This is a genomic window from Paraburkholderia sp. Ac-20336 (assembly GCF_017105025.1).
In the GTDB taxonomy this organism is placed as follows: Bacteria; Pseudomonadota; Gammaproteobacteria; order Burkholderiales; family Burkholderiaceae; genus Paraburkholderia.
Window position 1 is genome coordinate 1 of the sequence record NZ_JAAGPS010000073.1, and the last position, 16,182, is coordinate 16,182.

The 16,182-nt window shown below is 64.7% G+C and carries 13 protein-coding genes; 7 read left to right on the forward strand and 6 right to left on the reverse strand.

Annotated features, from left to right (window positions below; genetic code table 11):
* From GXB81_RS19955 to GXB81_RS19965, 3 genes are all read left to right on the forward strand, one after another.
* Positions 1-1,733: glycosyltransferase family 2 protein (locus GXB81_RS19955; protein WP_205990143.1), on the forward strand; the 1,733-nt coding region annotated here is incomplete at its 5' end.
* A gap of 97 nt (positions 1,734-1,830) precedes the next feature.
* Positions 1,831-4,521 carry a glycosyltransferase family 4 protein gene (locus GXB81_RS19960; RefSeq protein WP_241016444.1) on the forward strand — a complete coding sequence of 897 codons (2,691 nt, stop codon included), beginning with the start codon at positions 1,831-1,833 and terminating at the stop codon, positions 4,519-4,521.
* Positions 4,522-4,592: 71 nt separating this feature from the next.
* A complete protein-coding gene (locus GXB81_RS19965; RefSeq protein WP_346777806.1) occupies positions 4,593-5,642 on the forward strand; it encodes a glycosyltransferase family 4 protein in 1,050 nt (349 codons plus the stop codon).
* A gap of 84 nt (positions 5,643-5,726) precedes the next feature.
* Here GXB81_RS19965 and GXB81_RS19970 read toward each other — a convergent pair whose 3' ends face one another.
* The 4 genes from GXB81_RS19970 to GXB81_RS19985 are packed head-to-tail and all read right to left on the reverse strand — an operon-like array spanning position 5,727 to position 9,277.
* On the reverse strand, positions 5,727-6,617 hold the full coding sequence (locus tag GXB81_RS19970) for a hypothetical protein (RefSeq protein ID WP_205990145.1): 891 nt from the start codon (positions 6,615-6,617) through the stop codon (positions 5,727-5,729).
* Complete coding sequence (locus tag GXB81_RS19975; protein WP_167036353.1) at positions 6,614-7,204, reverse strand: histidine phosphatase family protein; 591 nt, start codon at positions 7,202-7,204, stop codon at positions 6,614-6,616. The genes GXB81_RS19970 and GXB81_RS19975 overlap by 4 nt, the downstream gene beginning before the upstream one ends.
* Positions 7,205-7,209: 5 nt before the next feature.
* On the reverse strand, positions 7,210-8,238 hold the full coding sequence (locus GXB81_RS19980) for a glycosyltransferase (protein ID WP_240158610.1): 1,029 nt from the start codon (positions 8,236-8,238) through the stop codon (positions 7,210-7,212).
* A 49-nt stretch (positions 8,239-8,287) separates the two neighbouring features.
* On the reverse strand, positions 8,288-9,277 hold the full coding sequence (locus GXB81_RS19985) for a glycosyltransferase family 4 protein (protein WP_167036347.1): 990 nt from the start codon (positions 9,275-9,277) through the stop codon (positions 8,288-8,290).
* A gap of 291 nt (positions 9,278-9,568) precedes the next feature.
* Between GXB81_RS19985 and GXB81_RS19990 the strand changes: the two genes are divergently transcribed.
* The 4 genes from GXB81_RS19990 to GXB81_RS20005 all read left to right on the forward strand — a co-directional run bounded on the left by GXB81_RS19990 (position 9,569) and on the right by GXB81_RS20005 (position 13,786).
* A complete protein-coding gene (locus GXB81_RS19990; RefSeq protein WP_241016446.1) occupies positions 9,569-9,862 on the forward strand; it encodes a hypothetical protein in 294 nt (97 codons plus the stop codon).
* A gap of 143 nt (positions 9,863-10,005) precedes the next feature.
* Positions 10,006-12,243, forward strand: a complete 2,238-nt coding sequence (locus tag GXB81_RS19995) for a hypothetical protein (RefSeq protein ID WP_205990146.1) — start codon at positions 10,006-10,008, stop codon at positions 12,241-12,243.
* A gap of 186 nt (positions 12,244-12,429) precedes the next feature.
* Positions 12,430-13,380, forward strand: a complete 951-nt coding sequence (locus tag GXB81_RS20000; protein WP_167036341.1) for a glycosyltransferase family 2 protein — start codon at positions 12,430-12,432, stop codon at positions 13,378-13,380.
* Complete coding sequence (locus GXB81_RS20005; RefSeq protein WP_345890990.1) at positions 13,373-13,786, forward strand: GtrA family protein; 414 nt, start codon at positions 13,373-13,375, stop codon at positions 13,784-13,786. Before GXB81_RS20000 ends, GXB81_RS20005 begins: the two co-directional genes overlap by 8 nt.
* 5 nt (positions 13,787-13,791) lie before the next feature.
* Here the strand turns inward: GXB81_RS20005 and GXB81_RS20010 are convergent, their stop codons facing one another.
* On the reverse strand, positions 13,792-14,931 hold the full coding sequence (locus GXB81_RS20010; RefSeq protein WP_205990147.1) for a glycosyltransferase: 1,140 nt from the start codon (positions 14,929-14,931) through the stop codon (positions 13,792-13,794).
* Positions 14,928-16,148 carry a glycosyltransferase gene (locus GXB81_RS20015; protein WP_346777807.1) on the reverse strand — a complete coding sequence of 407 codons (1,221 nt, stop codon included), beginning with the start codon at positions 16,146-16,148 and terminating at the stop codon, positions 14,928-14,930. Before GXB81_RS20015 ends, GXB81_RS20010 begins: the two co-directional genes overlap by 4 nt.
* Between the last annotated feature and the right edge of the window lie 34 nt (positions 16,149-16,182).

Here is a 16,182-nt window from a genome sequence, read left to right on the forward strand (position 1 = left end):
TGCCGCCGAGCGTCGGCCATACGTATCAGGAGTGGATCGAGCGGCACGAGCCGCCCGCCTCGCTCTACCCGGAGTTGCGCGCGCGCTCGAAAACGTGGGCGCGGCAACCGCTCATCAGCATCGTCATGCCGACCTACAACACGCCGGCGAAGTGGCTGCGCAAGGCGATCGATTCGGTCATCGACCAGGTCTACGAGAACTGGGAGTTCTGTATCGCGGACGACTGCTCGACGAACCCCGAAGTGAAGCAGGTGCTGGACAGCTACGTCGCGCAAGACCCGCGCATCAAGGTCGCGTACCGCGCGACGAACGGCCATATCAGCACCTCGAGCAATACGGCGCTCGAACTGGCGGTAGGCGAATTCGTCGGCCTGCTCGATCACGACGACGAACTGCATCCGCTCGCGCTCTACTGCATCGCCGAGGTCGTCAACGCGCATCCCGACGCGGCGGTGATCTATAGCGACGAAGACAAGATCTCGATCGACGGCGTGCGCTCGGACCCGTACTTCAAGTGCGACTTCAACTACGATCTGTTTCTGAGCCAGAACATGATTTCGCACTTCGGCGTGTACCGCACGTCGGTCATGAAGGAAGTCGGCGGCTTTCGCACCGGCTTCGAGGGCTCGCAGGACTACGACCTCGCGTTGCGCGTGATCGACCGCGCCGGTCATCACAGCGTGCACCACGTGCCGCGCGCGCTCTATCACTGGCGCATGATTCCCGAAAGCACGGCGGCCGGCCACGAAGCCAAGCCGTATGCGCACATCGCGGCGATGCGCGCGCTCGACGAACACCTCGCGCGCAACGGCATCAAGGCGCACACCGAGCACGCGCCGGGCACCGACGCGTTCAACAAGGTCGCCTACGACCTGCCGGACACGCTGCCGTCGGTCGAGATCATCATTCCGACGCGCGATTCCGCAGGGCTCGTCGAGCAATGCGTGGAATCGGTGCGGCGCAAATCGAGCTACCCGAACTTCCGCATCACGATCATCGACAACGGCTCGGTCAAGCAGGAAACGCACGACCTGTTCGCGCGCCTGCGGGAAGACGGGCGCATCGGCATCGTGCGCGACGATTCGCCGTTCAACTACTCGGCGCTGAACAATCGCGTCGCGCTCGCGAGCACGGCGGACTTCGTCTGCCTGATGAACAACGACATCGAAGTGATCAACGGCGACTGGCTGGAGGAAATGGTGGCGCTCGCGCTGCAGCCGAACGTCGGCGCGGTCGGTGCGAAGCTGCTGTATCCGGACGACACGATCCAGCACGGCGGCGTCGTGCTCGGCGTCGGCGGCATTGCGAGCCACGCGCACAAGCATTTCCCCAATTCGAACCCGGGCTATTTCGCGCGCGCGCGCCTGCGCAACACGATGAGCGCCGTGACCGCCGCGTGCCTGCTGATCCGCCAGTCGATCTACCAGGAGGTCGGCGGCCTCGACGAACAATTACACGTCGCCTACAACGACATCGATTTTTGCCTACGCGTGAGGCAGGCGGGCTACCGCAATGTGTGGACGCCCTACGCCGAGCTTTATCATCACGAATCGGCAACTCGCGGCGCCGAAGACACACCCGAAAAAATCAGCCGCTTTAACCAGGAATCCGAGTTGGTCAGACAGCGCTGGGGGCATCTGCTGATGAACGATCCGTGCTACTCGCCCAATCTGACACTGACTGCCGACGACTTTTCCTTCGCCTGGCCTTCAAGGGTTGCAAATTTTGACTAATCTGGGACCAAAAAAAAATAAGACCGGATGGCTGGCGGAATATCGCCACCCGTCGCCGGGGGAACTTTTCTGCCTGCCGAGCGCGATCTACTTTCTGATGAAATTCAGAGGCGATCTCGCGCGCTTCAATTCCAAAGCGCTCGACGACCGGATCACGCTGTACTTCTGGTGGGAAATGTCGGCACGGGAAACGTATCCGGACTTCAACTGGGTGCTGCGGCACGAAGACCTCGAATATCTGCGTCAGCTCGACAACGACACGCTGATCGAGCGTCACCCGAGCGCCGTCGCGTACTGGCTCGGCTCGACGAGGCCGAGCGTGCTCGACACCAAGCACCTGAGCGAAACGCTGCTCGAGCCGGAAACCGTGCTCGCGGAAGCCGGCCTGCAATTGCCGAAGCTCGTGACGATGATCGTGCGCAATCGCGGCGATCTTTCGCAGGCGTTCAGGCTCGATACGCTGACCGGCTATCTGAACGCCCTCAACTGGTGGGACGAGTACGGCCAGCGCGACTGTCCGCGCGTCACGTGGCGCCCGCCGGTCGAGTGGCCCGCGCTGCTCGCGCCGATCGACGCGCCCGGTTCCGGCGCGATGCCGCTGCCGCGCTTTCTCGCGCTCGTCACGACCGAGCGACCCGATCTGCGCGCCGCCTTCGACCTGAACAGCTTCACGTCGCGGCTCGCGTGCCTGAGCTGGTGGGAAGACCACGGCCAGCGCGAATATCCGCGCATCAAGTGGTCGCTGCCGCCGATCGGCGGCGCGATGCTCGAGCCCGAGCGGATTCCCGCCGACGGCGGTCCCTACGTGCCGCACTTCCTCGCCGAAATCTATCGGGAACGGCCGGACCTGCAGGCGTCCTTCGACCTGGATTCGCTCAAGGGGCGGCTCAACTGCCTGTCGTGGTGGATCGAAGACGGCCAGCGGCAGTACGGCGCGGCCCGCTGGGTGCCGCCCACGACGCCCGCGCGGATGTTCGATCCCGAATGGGGCGCGCACCCCGACTGGCTGCCGGTGCCGCACTTCCTGCGGCTTCTGCAAGGCGAGCGCGAGGACCTGCAGGCGCTCTGCTCGCTCGACAGCTTCACCGGACGCCTGAAGTGCCTGTCGTGGTGGGCCAAGCACGGCCAGCAGCAATATCCGGTGCTGCGCTGGACCATCCCGCCGCTGCCGGACGCCCTGTTCAGCCTCGAAGCCGGCGCGCAGGGCGCGTTGCCGCTGCTGCCGCGCTTCCTGCTGCTGATCTGGAACGAGCGTCCCGACCTGCAGGGATCGTTCGATCTGCACAGCTTCAGCGCGAGGCTCGGCTTCATTACGTGGTGGGACAAGCACGGCCACGACGAGTATTACGCGCTTCAATGGTCGCCGACCCATCTCGCCGAAGAACTCGCGCGAATCGACGACGAGCAGCCGGCCGACGATACGCTGCTGCCGCGCTTCCTCACGATGATCGCGAGCGACCGCCCCGATCTGCGCGAGGTGTACGACCTGAACACCGCGCAGGGCCGCGATCAGCTCGTGCACTGGTGGAACAAGTGCGGATCGGCCGAATACCCGCTCGTCGGTTCGCTGAAGGTGCAGTGGGCCGACAGCGCCGACGGTTCCGACGAGGACGACGACAGCGCTGACGGCAGGCCCGAACCGGCCCGCTATCACGCACGCGTCGCCGGGGCCTACGAGTTCGGCGTCAACGTGATCGGCTTTCCGCAAGGCGTGCTCGGCCTCGGCGAAGACGCGCGCATGGCCGCGCGCGTGCTGCAGCTCTCGTCCACGCCGGTTACGCTGGTCAATGCGCCGATGGCGGGACCGGCACGGCTCGACAACTCGGTCGATCATCTGATCAGCGAGGAACTGAAGTACAACGTGAGCCTGATCTGCCTGCCCGCGCCGGAGATGGTGCGTCTCGCGCTGGAAGGCGGCCGCAAGCTGATCGACGCGCCGACCCACAAGATCGGCGCGTGGCCGTGGGAACTGCCCCACTGGCCGGACGCGTTCGGCAACGTGCATCACATGGTCGACGAAATCTGGGCGCAGAGCCGCTTCGTGCAGAGCGTGTACAGCCGGCTCGGCAACACGCCGGTCTATCACATGCCGATGGCGGTCGAGGTGCCCGCGCCGCTGGCCGCGCAACGCGAACGCTTCGGCCTGCCGGGCGACGAGTTCCTGTTCTACCTGATGTTCGACGGCAACTCTTGGTTGAGCCGCAAGAACCCGCTCGCGGGCGTGCAGGCGTTCAAGCAGGCCTTCGGCGAGCGCTCGCCGGGCGTCGGGCTCGTGGTCAAGGCGATGAACGTGCGCGACGACGATCCCGTGTGGCGCGCGGTGCTCGATCTGGCCGCGGGCGACAGCCGCATCCACATCGTCTCGGAGCGTCTGAGCCGGCAGGATTCGACCGACTTCATGGCCTGCTGCGACGCCTATATTTCCCTGCATCGCAGCGAGGGCTTCGGCCGCGTGATCGCCGAAGCAATGGTGCTCGGCCAGCCGGTCGTGGTCACGAACTTCTCGGGCAACGTCGACTTCTGCGAGCCCGACACCGCTTTTCTCGTGGACGGCGAACTCGTTCCGCTGCGCCCGGGCGACTATCTGTTCGCCGAAGGCCAGTACTGGTGCGATCCGGATGTATCGATCGCGGCCGAACAGCTCAAACGTATGATCGACGATGCGCCGCTCCGCGAGCGCATCGCACAGGCGGGCAAGGCGCGGATCGAGCGCGATTACTCGGTCGAAGCAGTTGCGCGCGCCTATGCCCGACGATTGGCCGACATTGTCGAGGTAACAGCGAAATGACGCTACGAGTGTGTGCTCCGGACATTTTCTCGGGCGATGCGGTGGGCAACCACTGCATCGGATTCGTTCGAATGGCTGAACGTCTCGGCATGCCGGCCGAGATGTATGCCAGCGGGTTCGACGAGGGAACCCACGGAGTACGCCCGCTCGACGCGTTATTCGACGAAGTCGCCCGGGACGACGTGGTCCTGCTCAGCTACTCGATCTTCGATCCGTATCTCGAACGGATTCTTGCGCTCGATTGCCGGAAAATCTGCTACTTCCACGGCGTGACCGATCCGCAACTGCTGCGCGCGCTCGAACCGCGCACCGCGCAGCTGTGCGAGCAGGCGCTCGCTCAGCTGCCGCTGCTCGCGCGCTTCGACATGGTGGTCGCGAATTCGCTCAACACCGCGCAAAGCCTCGCCGGCAACGTCGCGGCGAGCGCAATCAGGATCGTGCCGCCGGTCTTTCCCGACATGTACGTGTTCCGGCGCGAGCCGCCGCACAAGAGCCGCAAAAGGCCCGCGCCGAATCTGCTGACGGTCGGCCGGGTGGTGCCGCACAAGCGCATCGAGGACGGCATCGGCATTCTCGCGCTGCTCAAGCAGTGCGAGTTCAATGCGACGCTCAGTATCGTCGGCAGCACGCCGAACTACGATTATCTGAAGTTCCTGATCAATCACGCGCGCAGCCTCGGCGTGCTCGAGCAGGTCGACTTCAAGGGCATGCTCGACGACGCCGATCTGTTCGAATGCTACGAAAGCACCAACGGCCTGCTCGCGATGAGCCGCCATGAGGGCTTCTGCGTGCCGGTGCTCGAAGCGATGCACTACGGCAAGCCCGTGTTCGTGCGCGGCGGCACGGCCGCCCACGAGATCTGTCCGCCCGACTGCGTGTTCGACGCCGAGGCCGAACTCGCAACGTGGGTCGCGCCGCTGATGCAGCGCCTCGGCCAGGCGGGCGGGCGCTGTTCCGTCGACATGGACTATGTGAAGCACGCCGACGGCGTGCTGCAACGTGCCAGCGACGAGGTCTGGAGCACGATTTTCGCTGCTATCGGTGTGGCGAGCGCGGCTGCGCGTTCGCCGGCGCGGCCGCACGCGGCGGTTGCGGCCGCACTGCACGTCGCGAAGAAATAAGCGGCAACGGCGCGTTATCGATCGAGGCGGAGCCGAGGCCGAGTCGAGGCAAACCCAGGCACCCCGCCCCGCTCCCGCGCGGCGTTACTTGCCGCGCCGCTCGAAGTCGATCGGCTGCCCCGTATGCGGATGCGGCGTGAACGAAAAGTGCGCGCGCACGTACTTCTGCGACAGCGTGCACAGCAGGTTCATCAACTCGATCTGCCCGGCCGGAAAAACGGCCTCCCGGTCGGCGGCCTCGATCGGCTTTTGCATATAGCGCACGATGTCCTTTTCGAAATCGCTGACGCAATAGTCGAGCACCGCATCGCCCTCGATCGGATACGCGGCGACCTTCACGTCGCGATGCAGCGACAGATACGTGCTGAAAAGCCGCTCGGCCACGAACGGCAGGAATGGTGCGTCATCCGAATGAATCGTGGGTTCGAGTACGCCGCGCGCGGCTTCCGTGTTGCTTTGCGTTTCGAGGAAGGTCGCAATCGGTTCGAGCACCTTGCCGACATAGTTCTCCCAGAACGACTGCGAGCCGACCCAGAAATTGCAATAGCACAGCGTATCCGCCGACTGCCGCGGCGCCTCGCGCAGATTCCAGCCGATCCCGCATGCGTCGAGCAACGCCTGGCTGCGCTCGACGAGCCCCGGGTGCGCATGCTCGCCCTGCATCCACGCGGTGTACGAGAAATAGGCGAGCTGCGGAAACGGGTTAAGCATGCAGACGTCGGCATCGAGATTGGCCTGCACGAACTCGAGAAAACGGCTGCCGTCGATGCGCGCCTTCAACGCGAACTTCGGCGAAAAGAGCGCCGTGAAGTCCTGCTGCAAATGCACGCCCTTGCGGTACATGTCGACGAGAATGTAGAACTCGCGCCAGGCCGCGTGCTCGTTGTTACGCAGCACGAGCGGATGAAAAGCCGGTTCGGACAGCACCTGCCCCGGCGCATACAGCGGCTCGAAAATCCGGATCGATGCACTCATGACAACCCCGCGATCTGCAGATAGAAGTTTCCGTTATGCGGGTTCTGCCGGAACAGCGTGATCGAAGCGTTCGGCACCAGCACGTTGGGGAATCGGGACAGCGGAACGTTCAGCAGGTACTGCGAGATCACCGAGATCGGTCCGGCATGGCAGACGGCGGCAATCAGGCCGGGCTTGTCCGCATGGCGCAGCACTTCTTCCTCGACCCAGTTCACCGAGCGCGCGGCCAGTTCGAGATGCGACTCGCCGCCTTCGTAACGGTCCGACAGATGCTTGCCCCAGTCGGGAAACGCCACGCGAAAATCCTCGGCCTTCCAGGTCGCGAAGCGACCCGCATTGGTTTCGCCGAGACGCGCGTCGACGGTCCAGTCGCTCCGGTCCTTGAACAGCACTTCGGTGGTTTGCAGCGCGCGGCGCCACGGGCTCGAAAACACGCGATCGGGCACGAGGCCGCGGCCTTCCATCAGCGTGCGCAGCTTCGCGGCCTGGTCGAGGCCGTGTTCGGTCAACTCGTCCTGCTCGGTCGAGTTCAGCAGGCCGGCCACGTTGGCGAACGACTGGCCGTGGCGAATCAGAAGAAGATCCATAAAAGTTAGTTACGCAAAGACCTGGAAGACGGGTTGGAGGCGGGGTCGGGCAATGCCTTCAGGAACATCGCCGAAATGCGCCGCACGCTGAAGCGGTCGAACACGTCGGCATAGGCATGCTCGCGGATCGCCTGGCGCAGCGGCGCGTCATGCAGCATGTCTTCGAGCGCCTGGGCCCAGCCCTCTGCCGTATTCGGCGCAATATAGCCGGTCACGCGATGCCTGACGTTCTCGCGATAGGTCGGGCAATCGGAGTAGATGCTCGGAATGCCGAGGCTGCCGTAATCCGCGTATTTGATCGGCGACTTGCACGAGTTGAAGAACAGCGTCTCGGGGTCTTCTTCCGCGCCGAGCGGAACGATCGCGAACGTATAGCCTTCGTCGCGAATCGCCTTCTTGTACTCGATATTGCTGCGGCTGCCGCGATGCGTCACCCGCGGAATCGAATGAAGCTCGGGAAACGGATCGCCCCAGAAATCGATCAGGACGTGTTCGTTGCGCGTGAGAAAGCTTCTCAGCGTCGCGAAGAAATCCTTGCGGAAATGAACGAGCTTGATGCCGTCGAGGTTCGAGAAGATGATCTTCGGCGGCTGCGCTTCCGTCCACAATTCGGGCGAAAGATCGAAAGCCTGATGATCGAAACCGTTGGGGATAATGAGCACGTCGTCGGAACGCCGCACCTTGCGCATGCGCTCCTGCAGCAGCGGGTTCGACGCGGTCGCCGCGCTCGCCTCGCGAATCATCGCGAGCACGTTGTAGAGCACGTCCTCGTTCATTTCGAGGACGCTCCACGACGGCAGATCGAGCAGCCAGTCGTCGAGATCGTAGATCGTATGAAGACCGAGTTCGTTCGCCATCCGCATGATCTGCAGCGACAGGTTCGAGACGTGCTTGTTGAACAGCACGACGTCGAAGCGATGCAGATGGCTCACGCCGACGTCCGCTTCCGAAATCTGCTCCCACTCGATCATCTGATGCCGCTGCATATACGACAGCAAAGGCGCGAACCGCGCGCCGATCGTGCGCGAACTCATCCGCCCATCGGTCATGGAGCGCCGCTGGACCACCAGCAGGCGAGGAATCTTAGGAGTGTGTGAGGCCGGCATCGATCAGGTGTCTGATGAGGTCTGCGGCTACCGTGCTCGACGAATGCCGTGCATAGACCCGTTCGTAATTGCTTTCAATCTTCGCATCCCGCTCCGTGTCGGAAAGGGCTGCCTGAAGCGCGGGAACGATGTCCGTCGCGCGGGTGGAAGCCGCGTACCAGACATTGCCGCCGAAGTGCTCGCGCTGCCACTCCCCATCGACCATGACGAGCGGCTTCTTCACGAATGCGCCCTCGAGACACGAGCGGCCCGGCGGATCGAAGCTCGGCTCCGCGACCACGAGCGCGTTGGCGAGCGCGGAGCGCAGCAACGCGCTGCATGGCTGGATGAACGGCAGAAAGTGGATGCCGCGATGCGCCTCGCTCATGCATTGCCGGTTGTATTCCTCGTCGCGGAAGCCGCCGACCATGAGCCCGTTCAGTTCGAGGCGGTTCAGCGCGCGAATCAGTTCGAGCTGGTTCTTGACCGGCTCGATCAGGCCGAGACACAGCACGTAGTCCGAGACATCGCAGACCGTGGGCAACAAATCCTTGTCGGCTGGCGCGAGGAACCGGTCGGAGATACCGGAGCCGACCACCACGCATTTGTCGGCATCGACGGCGATATGCGCGTTGAAATGAGCGAGTTCGGTCGCGGACTTGAAGAGCAGCCGGTCGGCACGCCGCACGAACGCCCCGATCCGGCTGATTTCGGCGGCGTCGGGCGGGCTCAGCCACCAGACGTTGGGCCAGAGAAAGAGCTTCTTGCCGTGATTGACCGTCTCGCGAACGATCGCCTCGCCGTCCGCATGAACGGAGAAGTGCATGACCGCGTCGTAAAAGCGCAGCGGGCGGCTGCGGATGCCGTAAATGTCGGCCTGTACGTCCGAATCGTTGAGGAGTTCGGCGACCTGCACGAGCTCCGACTCACCACCACCGCTCGTCATGAACGCGGTACTGTGAGTGGTCAGGAGAATCTTGAAATGCATATTGCGGGCTCCGTCCCGAATCGTGGGCTTTGGCCTTCCGCGGGACGCTGCGCAGTCCCGGCGCCGGTCGTCAGCGGGAGAGGCTCGGACCGTTGTCGGCAGGGGCTCGATTTTACGCCAAAACATCGTGCAAACGGCCGCTGTCGCGGCGCGCCAGCGCTCTCGCCGCGAGGCCGTCCGTCACGTTTATCGAAGCGCCTCGCGATAGCGGGCGCCGCACCTTGCCGCAGTGGCCACACCGGCTTCGCGCGCTGCCCTTGGCGACGACGAATATTTTGTAAGCAACCGTAAATGGCGGCGCAACATCCCGAAGTCGCAGCACTCATTGCCGAACGTGACGGATATCGCAACTCGCTGCCAACCGGCATGCCGCATTTTTCGAATCTCGGCGACGTGCCGCCCGGCCACGACTATTCGCCAATTCCGTCGATTCCGGATATCCAGCAGAACGAAGCACGTCTCTTCGGCAACGTCGCACGCACGCATACGTTCATGGGCCACTTCCACACCGACCTGATGAACGCGCGCATACCGCTTTTCATGCGCAACCCCGGCGCGAGTTTCCGGATCAGGAAGGCGCGTTAAGCCCGCATCGGACCGCGTTTTACGGCATATCGGCAACACGCGAGGAAGGCCGCCGGAAAGGGAAGGAAGGTGGGGCCGATGCTGCCGTCAAGACTTTGAAATGCTAGGATGGCGCGCTATTACCACCCATTCGAGCGCAGCACATGCCCCCTATTGAACCTGCCGAGCAACCATCGCAACGCCGGCAGCTCGCGATCTGCGTCGCGATCGTCATACTCGCCCCCCTGCTGGTCAAGGCGCCACTATTGCTCGGCATTCTGATTTCCGACCCGCTCGCGCTTTATAGCGGCATCGCCACCAACGTGTTGCCGGGTCCGTTCGGCGGCTTCCCGCCGATGCCGACCATCGATCCGAATATCGCGTTTACGAGCCATACGCTCGGCCATCGCGCGGCGCTCGACATTCTGTCGGGCCATCTGCCATGGTGGAATCACTACGAAGGCGTGGGCGTGCCGCTGGCCGGCGAAATGCAGGCGGCGGCGCTGTCGCCGCTCAACGTTCTGCTCGCGCTGCCGAACGGCCAGCTGTACATGCATCTGTCCTTGCAGATCATCGCCGGGCTGTCGACATGGGCGTTGCTGCGCAAACTCGGCTGTGTCCCGCTCGCGGCTCTGGCGGGTGCGCTAGCCTTCGAATTCAACGGCACGTTTGCCTGGCTCGCCAACGCGATCGTCAACCCGGTGCCGTTCCTGCCGATGGTGCTGCTCGGCGTCGAAAATCTCCGCGAGCATATCGCCGAAGGACGACGTGGCAATGCGGCATGGATCGCCATCGGCATCGCTGGTTCGCTCTATGCCGGCTTTCCCGAGGTCGCGTATCTGAACGGCCTGCTGATCGTCGTCTGGACGCTGGTGCGCGCGGCCTCGGTGCCGGGCGCGACGCGTGGGCGCTTCGTCATGCACGTCGCGGTGGGGGGGCTGGTCGGGCTTGCGATTGCCGCTCCGATCGTGCTCGCGTTCTTCGACTACCTGCCGCTCTCGGACACGGGCGGTCACGCGGGGGACGGCTTCGCGGGCGTGATCATGCAACGCTCGACCCTGCTCGGCACCTGGATGCCCTATGCGTTCGGCGGCATCTTCCAGCTTCGGGGAATCGAGGGCTTCTGGGGCGCCATTGGGGGCTATGCCGGCATCGCCCTGTCGGTGCTGGTGCTGTACGGCATGTGCGGCAAGCGGCTGCGCGGCCTGCGCATCGCGCTCGCCGTCTGGGTGCTCGTGACGCTCGGCATGACGTATGGCGTACCGGGCATTCATGCGCTCGCGCGCATCATCCCGGGCGTCAAGTACGCCGCGTTTTTCCGCTATTTCCCGCCGTCGTGGGAACTCGCGCTGTGCGTTCTGTCGGCGCTTGCGTTGACGGATATCGGCTCGCAGCCTCGCCCGGCGCGGTTGAAGCTCGCGGTCGCCGCCACGGCGCTCGCCTGTTTGCTCAGCCTCATCCCGATGATCCAGCATCACATCGTGCCCACGGGCATGATCGCGCATGGCGGCGCCGTTTTCGGCCTCGCGGTTCTCCTGGCTCTCGCCGTCGTCGCGTGGCGCATGGATGTGCTCCGGTCGCCCGCCACGGCGCTCGCCACCGTGCTGATCGTCGAAAGCGTGGTCAATTTCCTCGTGCCCACGCTCAGCCACCCGCGCCACTCGACCGTTCATCTCGCCGGCGTGCGCTATCTGCAAGACAACCTGGGCCTGAACCGTTTCGCGACGTTCGGCCCCATCGCACCGAACTACGGCTCGTATTTCGGCATTGCCTCGATCAACTACAACGATCTGCCGGCGCCGTCCGACTGGACGCACTACGTCAACGCGCATCTCGACAGCAACCAGGACCCGATTCCCGGAGTCACGCGGCATGATCCCAACGGACCGTCCGCGGCCGATAGCCTCATCGCGAACCGGGAGGCCTACGCGCGCATCGGCGTGCGCTATGCGCTCGTACCGAGCAATATCGATGCGCCGGATTTCAGGAAGCTGCGCGATTACCTCGCCGGACCGCCGAATCAGGACCTGAAGGAGGTCTACCGCGACGAAGTGATGCGGATTCTCGAACTGTCCGCGCCGGCCCCCTACTTCAGCGCGCCCGGCTGCACGATCACGCCGCAGGATCGCGACGCGGCCCACGTGCAATGCGACGCGCCCTCGAAGCTGTCGCGTCTCGAACTGTTCATGCCCGGCTGGCGCGCCACGGTCAACGGCAACGAGGCGCCGATCGCGCGCAGCGGCGAGATCTTCCAGGAAATCGAGCTGCCCGCCGGTCACGCCGACATCCAGTTCCGCTTCCTGCCGCCGCATATGAAGTGGGCCTATCTCGCGCTGCTGCTCGGCTGCCTCGTGTTCGCGTTCGATGCGCTGCGCGGCTACCGGAGCCGCAAGCCCCGCTGATCCCGTGCGCCATCCGTCTGCGCATGCCGCGCACCTCGCGCGCGGCATGCGGCCCAGGGCGGGCCGAGGGAGGTCATACGGCTTCAGGTAAAATTGCCCAAAGAGGGGCGATCTCTCTGGCGCCTTTTAATCACTGGCAAGCCGTCTTGCATGCGACGAGACGCTACCGCAAAAGACCTCAAGAATATGGTTGACACCCCTGCTGTTCGAATTGCCGTCGTCATTCCCTGCTACAACGAGGCGGCTGCAATCGGCACCGTCGTCGGCGACTTCCGCAAAAGCCTGCCCGACGCCGACATTGTCGTATTCGACAATAACTCGAAGGACAACACGGCCGACGTCGCCCGCGCGGCGGGCGCCCAGGTCATTTCCGTGCCGCTGCAAGGCAAGGGCAACGTCGTGCGCCGCATGTTCGCGGACGTGGACGCGGACGTCTTCGTGATGGTCGACGGCGACGCGACCTACGACGCGGCCGCCGCTCCGGCCCTCGTCGATCTGCTGATCGAAAACAAGCTCGACATGGTCGTCGGCTCGCGTCTGAGCGACGAGCAAACCGCGTACCGGCTCGGCCACCGCTTCGGCAACGTGCTGCTCACGCAATGCGCGGCGACGATTTTCGGCAAGACCTTCAAGGACATGCTGTCGGGCTATCGCGTGTTTTCGCGCCGCTATGCGAAGACCTTCCCGGCCCACTCGAAGGGCTTCGAGATCGAAACTGAACTCGCGGTCCACGCGCTCGGCATGCGCATGCCCGTAGCGGAAGTCGAAACGCGCTATTCGTCGCGCCCCGAAGGCTCGGAAAGCAAGCTCAACACTTACCGCGACGGCTTCAGGATTCTGATGATGATCCTGAAGCTCTTCAAGTCGGAGCGGCCGTTCGCGTTTTTCACGACGGGCTTCGCGATCTGCACGCTGCTGTCGATCGTGCTGGCGATCCCTGTCCTCACGACTTATGTCGAAACCGGCCTCGTGCCGCGCATCCCGACGTTCATTCTCAGCACGGTGCTGATGCTGCTCGGTGCGATCCTGCTGATTTGCGGCATCGTTCTCGACACAGTCACGCGCGGCCGGAACGAACTGAAGCGCATCGCCTATCTCGCGATCCCCGCCCTGAAGTCGCGGAGCCAAGGTGGCTAAGCTGCACCGCGAATTCATCTGGTTCGCGGTTGCCGGCGCGGTCGGCTTTGCCGTCGATGCCGGCGTGCTCTATGCCGCCCTGGCCGTCGGTTGCGGCCCCTATGCGGGGCGCGCGATTTCGTTCCTGTGCGCCGCCTTCGTCACCTGGCAGATCAATCGGCGCATCACGTTCACCGCGGCGGCGGGCACGTCGCTGTGGCGCGAATGGTGTCAGTATCTGGCCGCGATGTCGCTCGGCGGCGCATGCAATTACGGCGCTTACGTGCTCGCGTTGCATCTGCTGCCGCACGGTCCGGCGAGCCCCTTGCTGGCGGTCGCGGCCGGCTCTGTCGCCGGCATGTTCGTGAACTTCGCGACGGCCAAGCTGTGGGTCTTCAGAACCGCGCCGCAAAAGGGCACGAAGTAGGCGGCTCAAACACCGCCGCGCATCACGTCCTCATACAGCGCCCGATACGCACTCCCCAACGCCGCCCCGGAAAAGAGCCGCTCATACCGCTCCCGCGCCGCCGCGCCCATCGTGCGCGCCAACGCTTCGTCGAGCGCGAAGCGGTTGATCGCGGCAGCCAGCCGCGCAGGCGACTCGGGCGGCACCACGAACCCCGTCACCCCATCCTCGTTCACAAACGAAGTCCCCGATCCGACCTCGCAGCACACCATCGGCTTGCCGAACATCGCGGCCTCGACGAGCACCATGCCGAACGCTTCCGAGCGCAGATGCGACGGCAGCACCATCGCGCGGCAGCCCTTGAGCAGCGCGACCTTTTCCTCATGCGTGATCTGCCCCGCGAACACGACGTTGCGCGCGCCGTGCTGCCGCGCGAGAGCCTCAAGACGCTCACGCTCCGGGCCCGAGCCGGCGATCACGAGCTTCGCGCCGATACCCGGCGCGGCCTCGACGAGCGTATGCAGCCCCTTGTAGTAGCGCAGCACGCCGAGCGCGAGAAAATACGGCTCACCATCCGCGAGACCGAGCCGGCTTTCGACGTCGCGCTGCACGCTATCGGGCAGCGTCTCGTCGCGGTAATCGATGATGCCGAGCGGAATCGTCTTCAGACGCGCCTTCGACACGCACGCGGCCAGCGTCTCGCTGGTTTGCGCATAGGCCGGCGACGTCGCGACCACGGCCGACATGCTGCGCAGCGTGCGTCGCATCAGCGGCCCGTAGATCGCGCCGAGCGCTTTCTGCCGCACGATGTCGGAGTGATAGGTCATCACGGTCGGCTTGCGCGTGCGGCCGAGCAGATGCAGCACGTCCGCGAACGGCCACGGAAAATGAAAATGCACGACGTCGGCCCACGCGGCCATCTCGCGATACTTCATCACCGCGCACGGTCCGCCGAGATCGCACGACGCCGGCGCAGCCCACGACTTCTCGCGAATCACCTGCCCTTCCGGATAGTCGACGATGTCCGGCACCGGGTTCGGCGACAAGGTCAGGATGCGCGCTTCGACGCCGCGCTCGCGCGTCGACAGCGCGATCTGGCGGATCGCTTCCTGCAGGCCGCCCGGCGGGTCCGGGAAATACGTGCGGTAGACATGAACGACCCTCACGCGCGCACCTCCGCGCGAGGTTCCCGCGCGCCGCCGCCAGCCGGCTCGCCGGCGAACGTGATCGCCAGCATCTTGTCGAGCCGCGTCTCCCAGGTGTTCTCGCCGACCGCCGCGCGCGCTTCGTCGGCGCTCAGCTTGCCGCGCGCGAGCTGCGTTTCGATTGCCGCGATAAACGCGTGCGCGTCGCCGCCCACTTCGAGACCGGCGCGCGGCTCCTTCGCGAAATCGAGCGGCGTCGACACGACCGGCAGACCCGCCGCGAGATATTCGTAGAACTTCATCGGAAACATCGAGCGCGTGTATTCGTTGAGCAGCGTCGGCAGCACGCCCACCCGCATGCCGCGCAGATACTGCGGCAGCACGCCGTACGGGCGATAGCCGAGCAGGTGCACGTTCGGCAGGCGCGCGAGCTGCGCGAGCAGTTCGCTGCGCTGCCCTTCGCGTTCCTCGCCGATGATGACCCACTGCCATTGCGGCCGCGCCTGCGCCGTTTGCAGGAGCAGCGGAAAGTCGACCTTGAAGTCCGACAGCACGCCGTGATAGACGAGCCGCGGCTCGGCGATCGCGGCCAGTTCGGCAGGTAATTCAGCGGACAGCGGAGCGTCGTCGAGCGCCGTGCCGAAGTGCGTATCGTCGACGACGTTGCCGAAGAAATGCGTGTTGCGGTTGAACGGCTCGCACACTTCCTTCAACGACATCGCGGTTGTGAACACCGCCTCGCAGCGCCCGAGCAGATCGTGCTGCGCGTTGCGGAACGCCTCGACGTCGACGCCGGGAATCGCCGCGATGTCGTCGACGCAGTGATACACCAGCGGCCCGCGCGGCAGCGTCGCGATCGCATCGAGCATGTACGGGTGGTAGGTCCAGACGACCGGCTTGTCATAGCGATGCGACTTCGCGAAACGGTTCACCGAAAAGCGCAGCAGCGCCTGGTTCAGCGAACGCACGAACGGCAGGTGATGACCGGCCGGCACCAGCAGCGGCGAGAGCACCCAGAGGTTGTCCGCGCGTTGTGGCGGCCCGAGCACGAGCGATTGCACGCCGTGCCACAGGCGTCGCCATAGCCGCGACCAGTCGCGTCCGCTGCCGACTTTCGGGGCCCGGAAACCGACGCTCTCCACGTACAGAATCCGCCAGCCGCGCGCGGCGAGAATGCTCGCCGTGTGCTGCTTGTTGGTCCAGTACGGTTCGTCCCAGTCCGCGGTCGAGAACAGCACGCAGTCGTGCGCGGCGAGCGCGCCGTTCTGGCCG

Bases quoted from the DNA above. Each gene is read 5' to 3' on its own strand.
- GXB81_RS19960 (WP_241016444.1), top strand. From the start codon at position 1,831: ATGAAATTCAGAGGCGATCTCGCGCGCTTCAATTCCAAAGCGCTCGAC.
- GXB81_RS19965 (WP_346777806.1), top strand. From the start codon at position 4,593: ATGGCTGAACGTCTCGGCATGCCGGCCGAGATGTATGCCAGCGGGTTC.
- GXB81_RS19970 (WP_205990145.1), bottom strand. From the start codon at position 6,617: ATGAGTGCATCGATCCGGATTTTCGAGCCGCTGTATGCGCCGGGGCAG.
- GXB81_RS19975 (WP_167036353.1), bottom strand. From the start codon at position 7,204: ATGGATCTTCTTCTGATTCGCCACGGCCAGTCGTTCGCCAACGTGGCC.
- GXB81_RS19980 (WP_240158610.1), bottom strand. From the start codon at position 8,238: ATGAGTTCGCGCACGATCGGCGCGCGGTTCGCGCCTTTGCTGTCGTAT.
- GXB81_RS19985 (WP_167036347.1), bottom strand. From the start codon at position 9,277: ATGCATTTCAAGATTCTCCTGACCACTCACAGTACCGCGTTCATGACG.
- GXB81_RS19990 (WP_241016446.1), top strand. From the start codon at position 9,569: ATGGCGGCGCAACATCCCGAAGTCGCAGCACTCATTGCCGAACGTGAC.
- GXB81_RS19995 (WP_205990146.1), top strand. From the start codon at position 10,006: ATGCCCCCTATTGAACCTGCCGAGCAACCATCGCAACGCCGGCAGCTC.
- GXB81_RS20000 (WP_167036341.1), top strand. From the start codon at position 12,430: ATGGTTGACACCCCTGCTGTTCGAATTGCCGTCGTCATTCCCTGCTAC.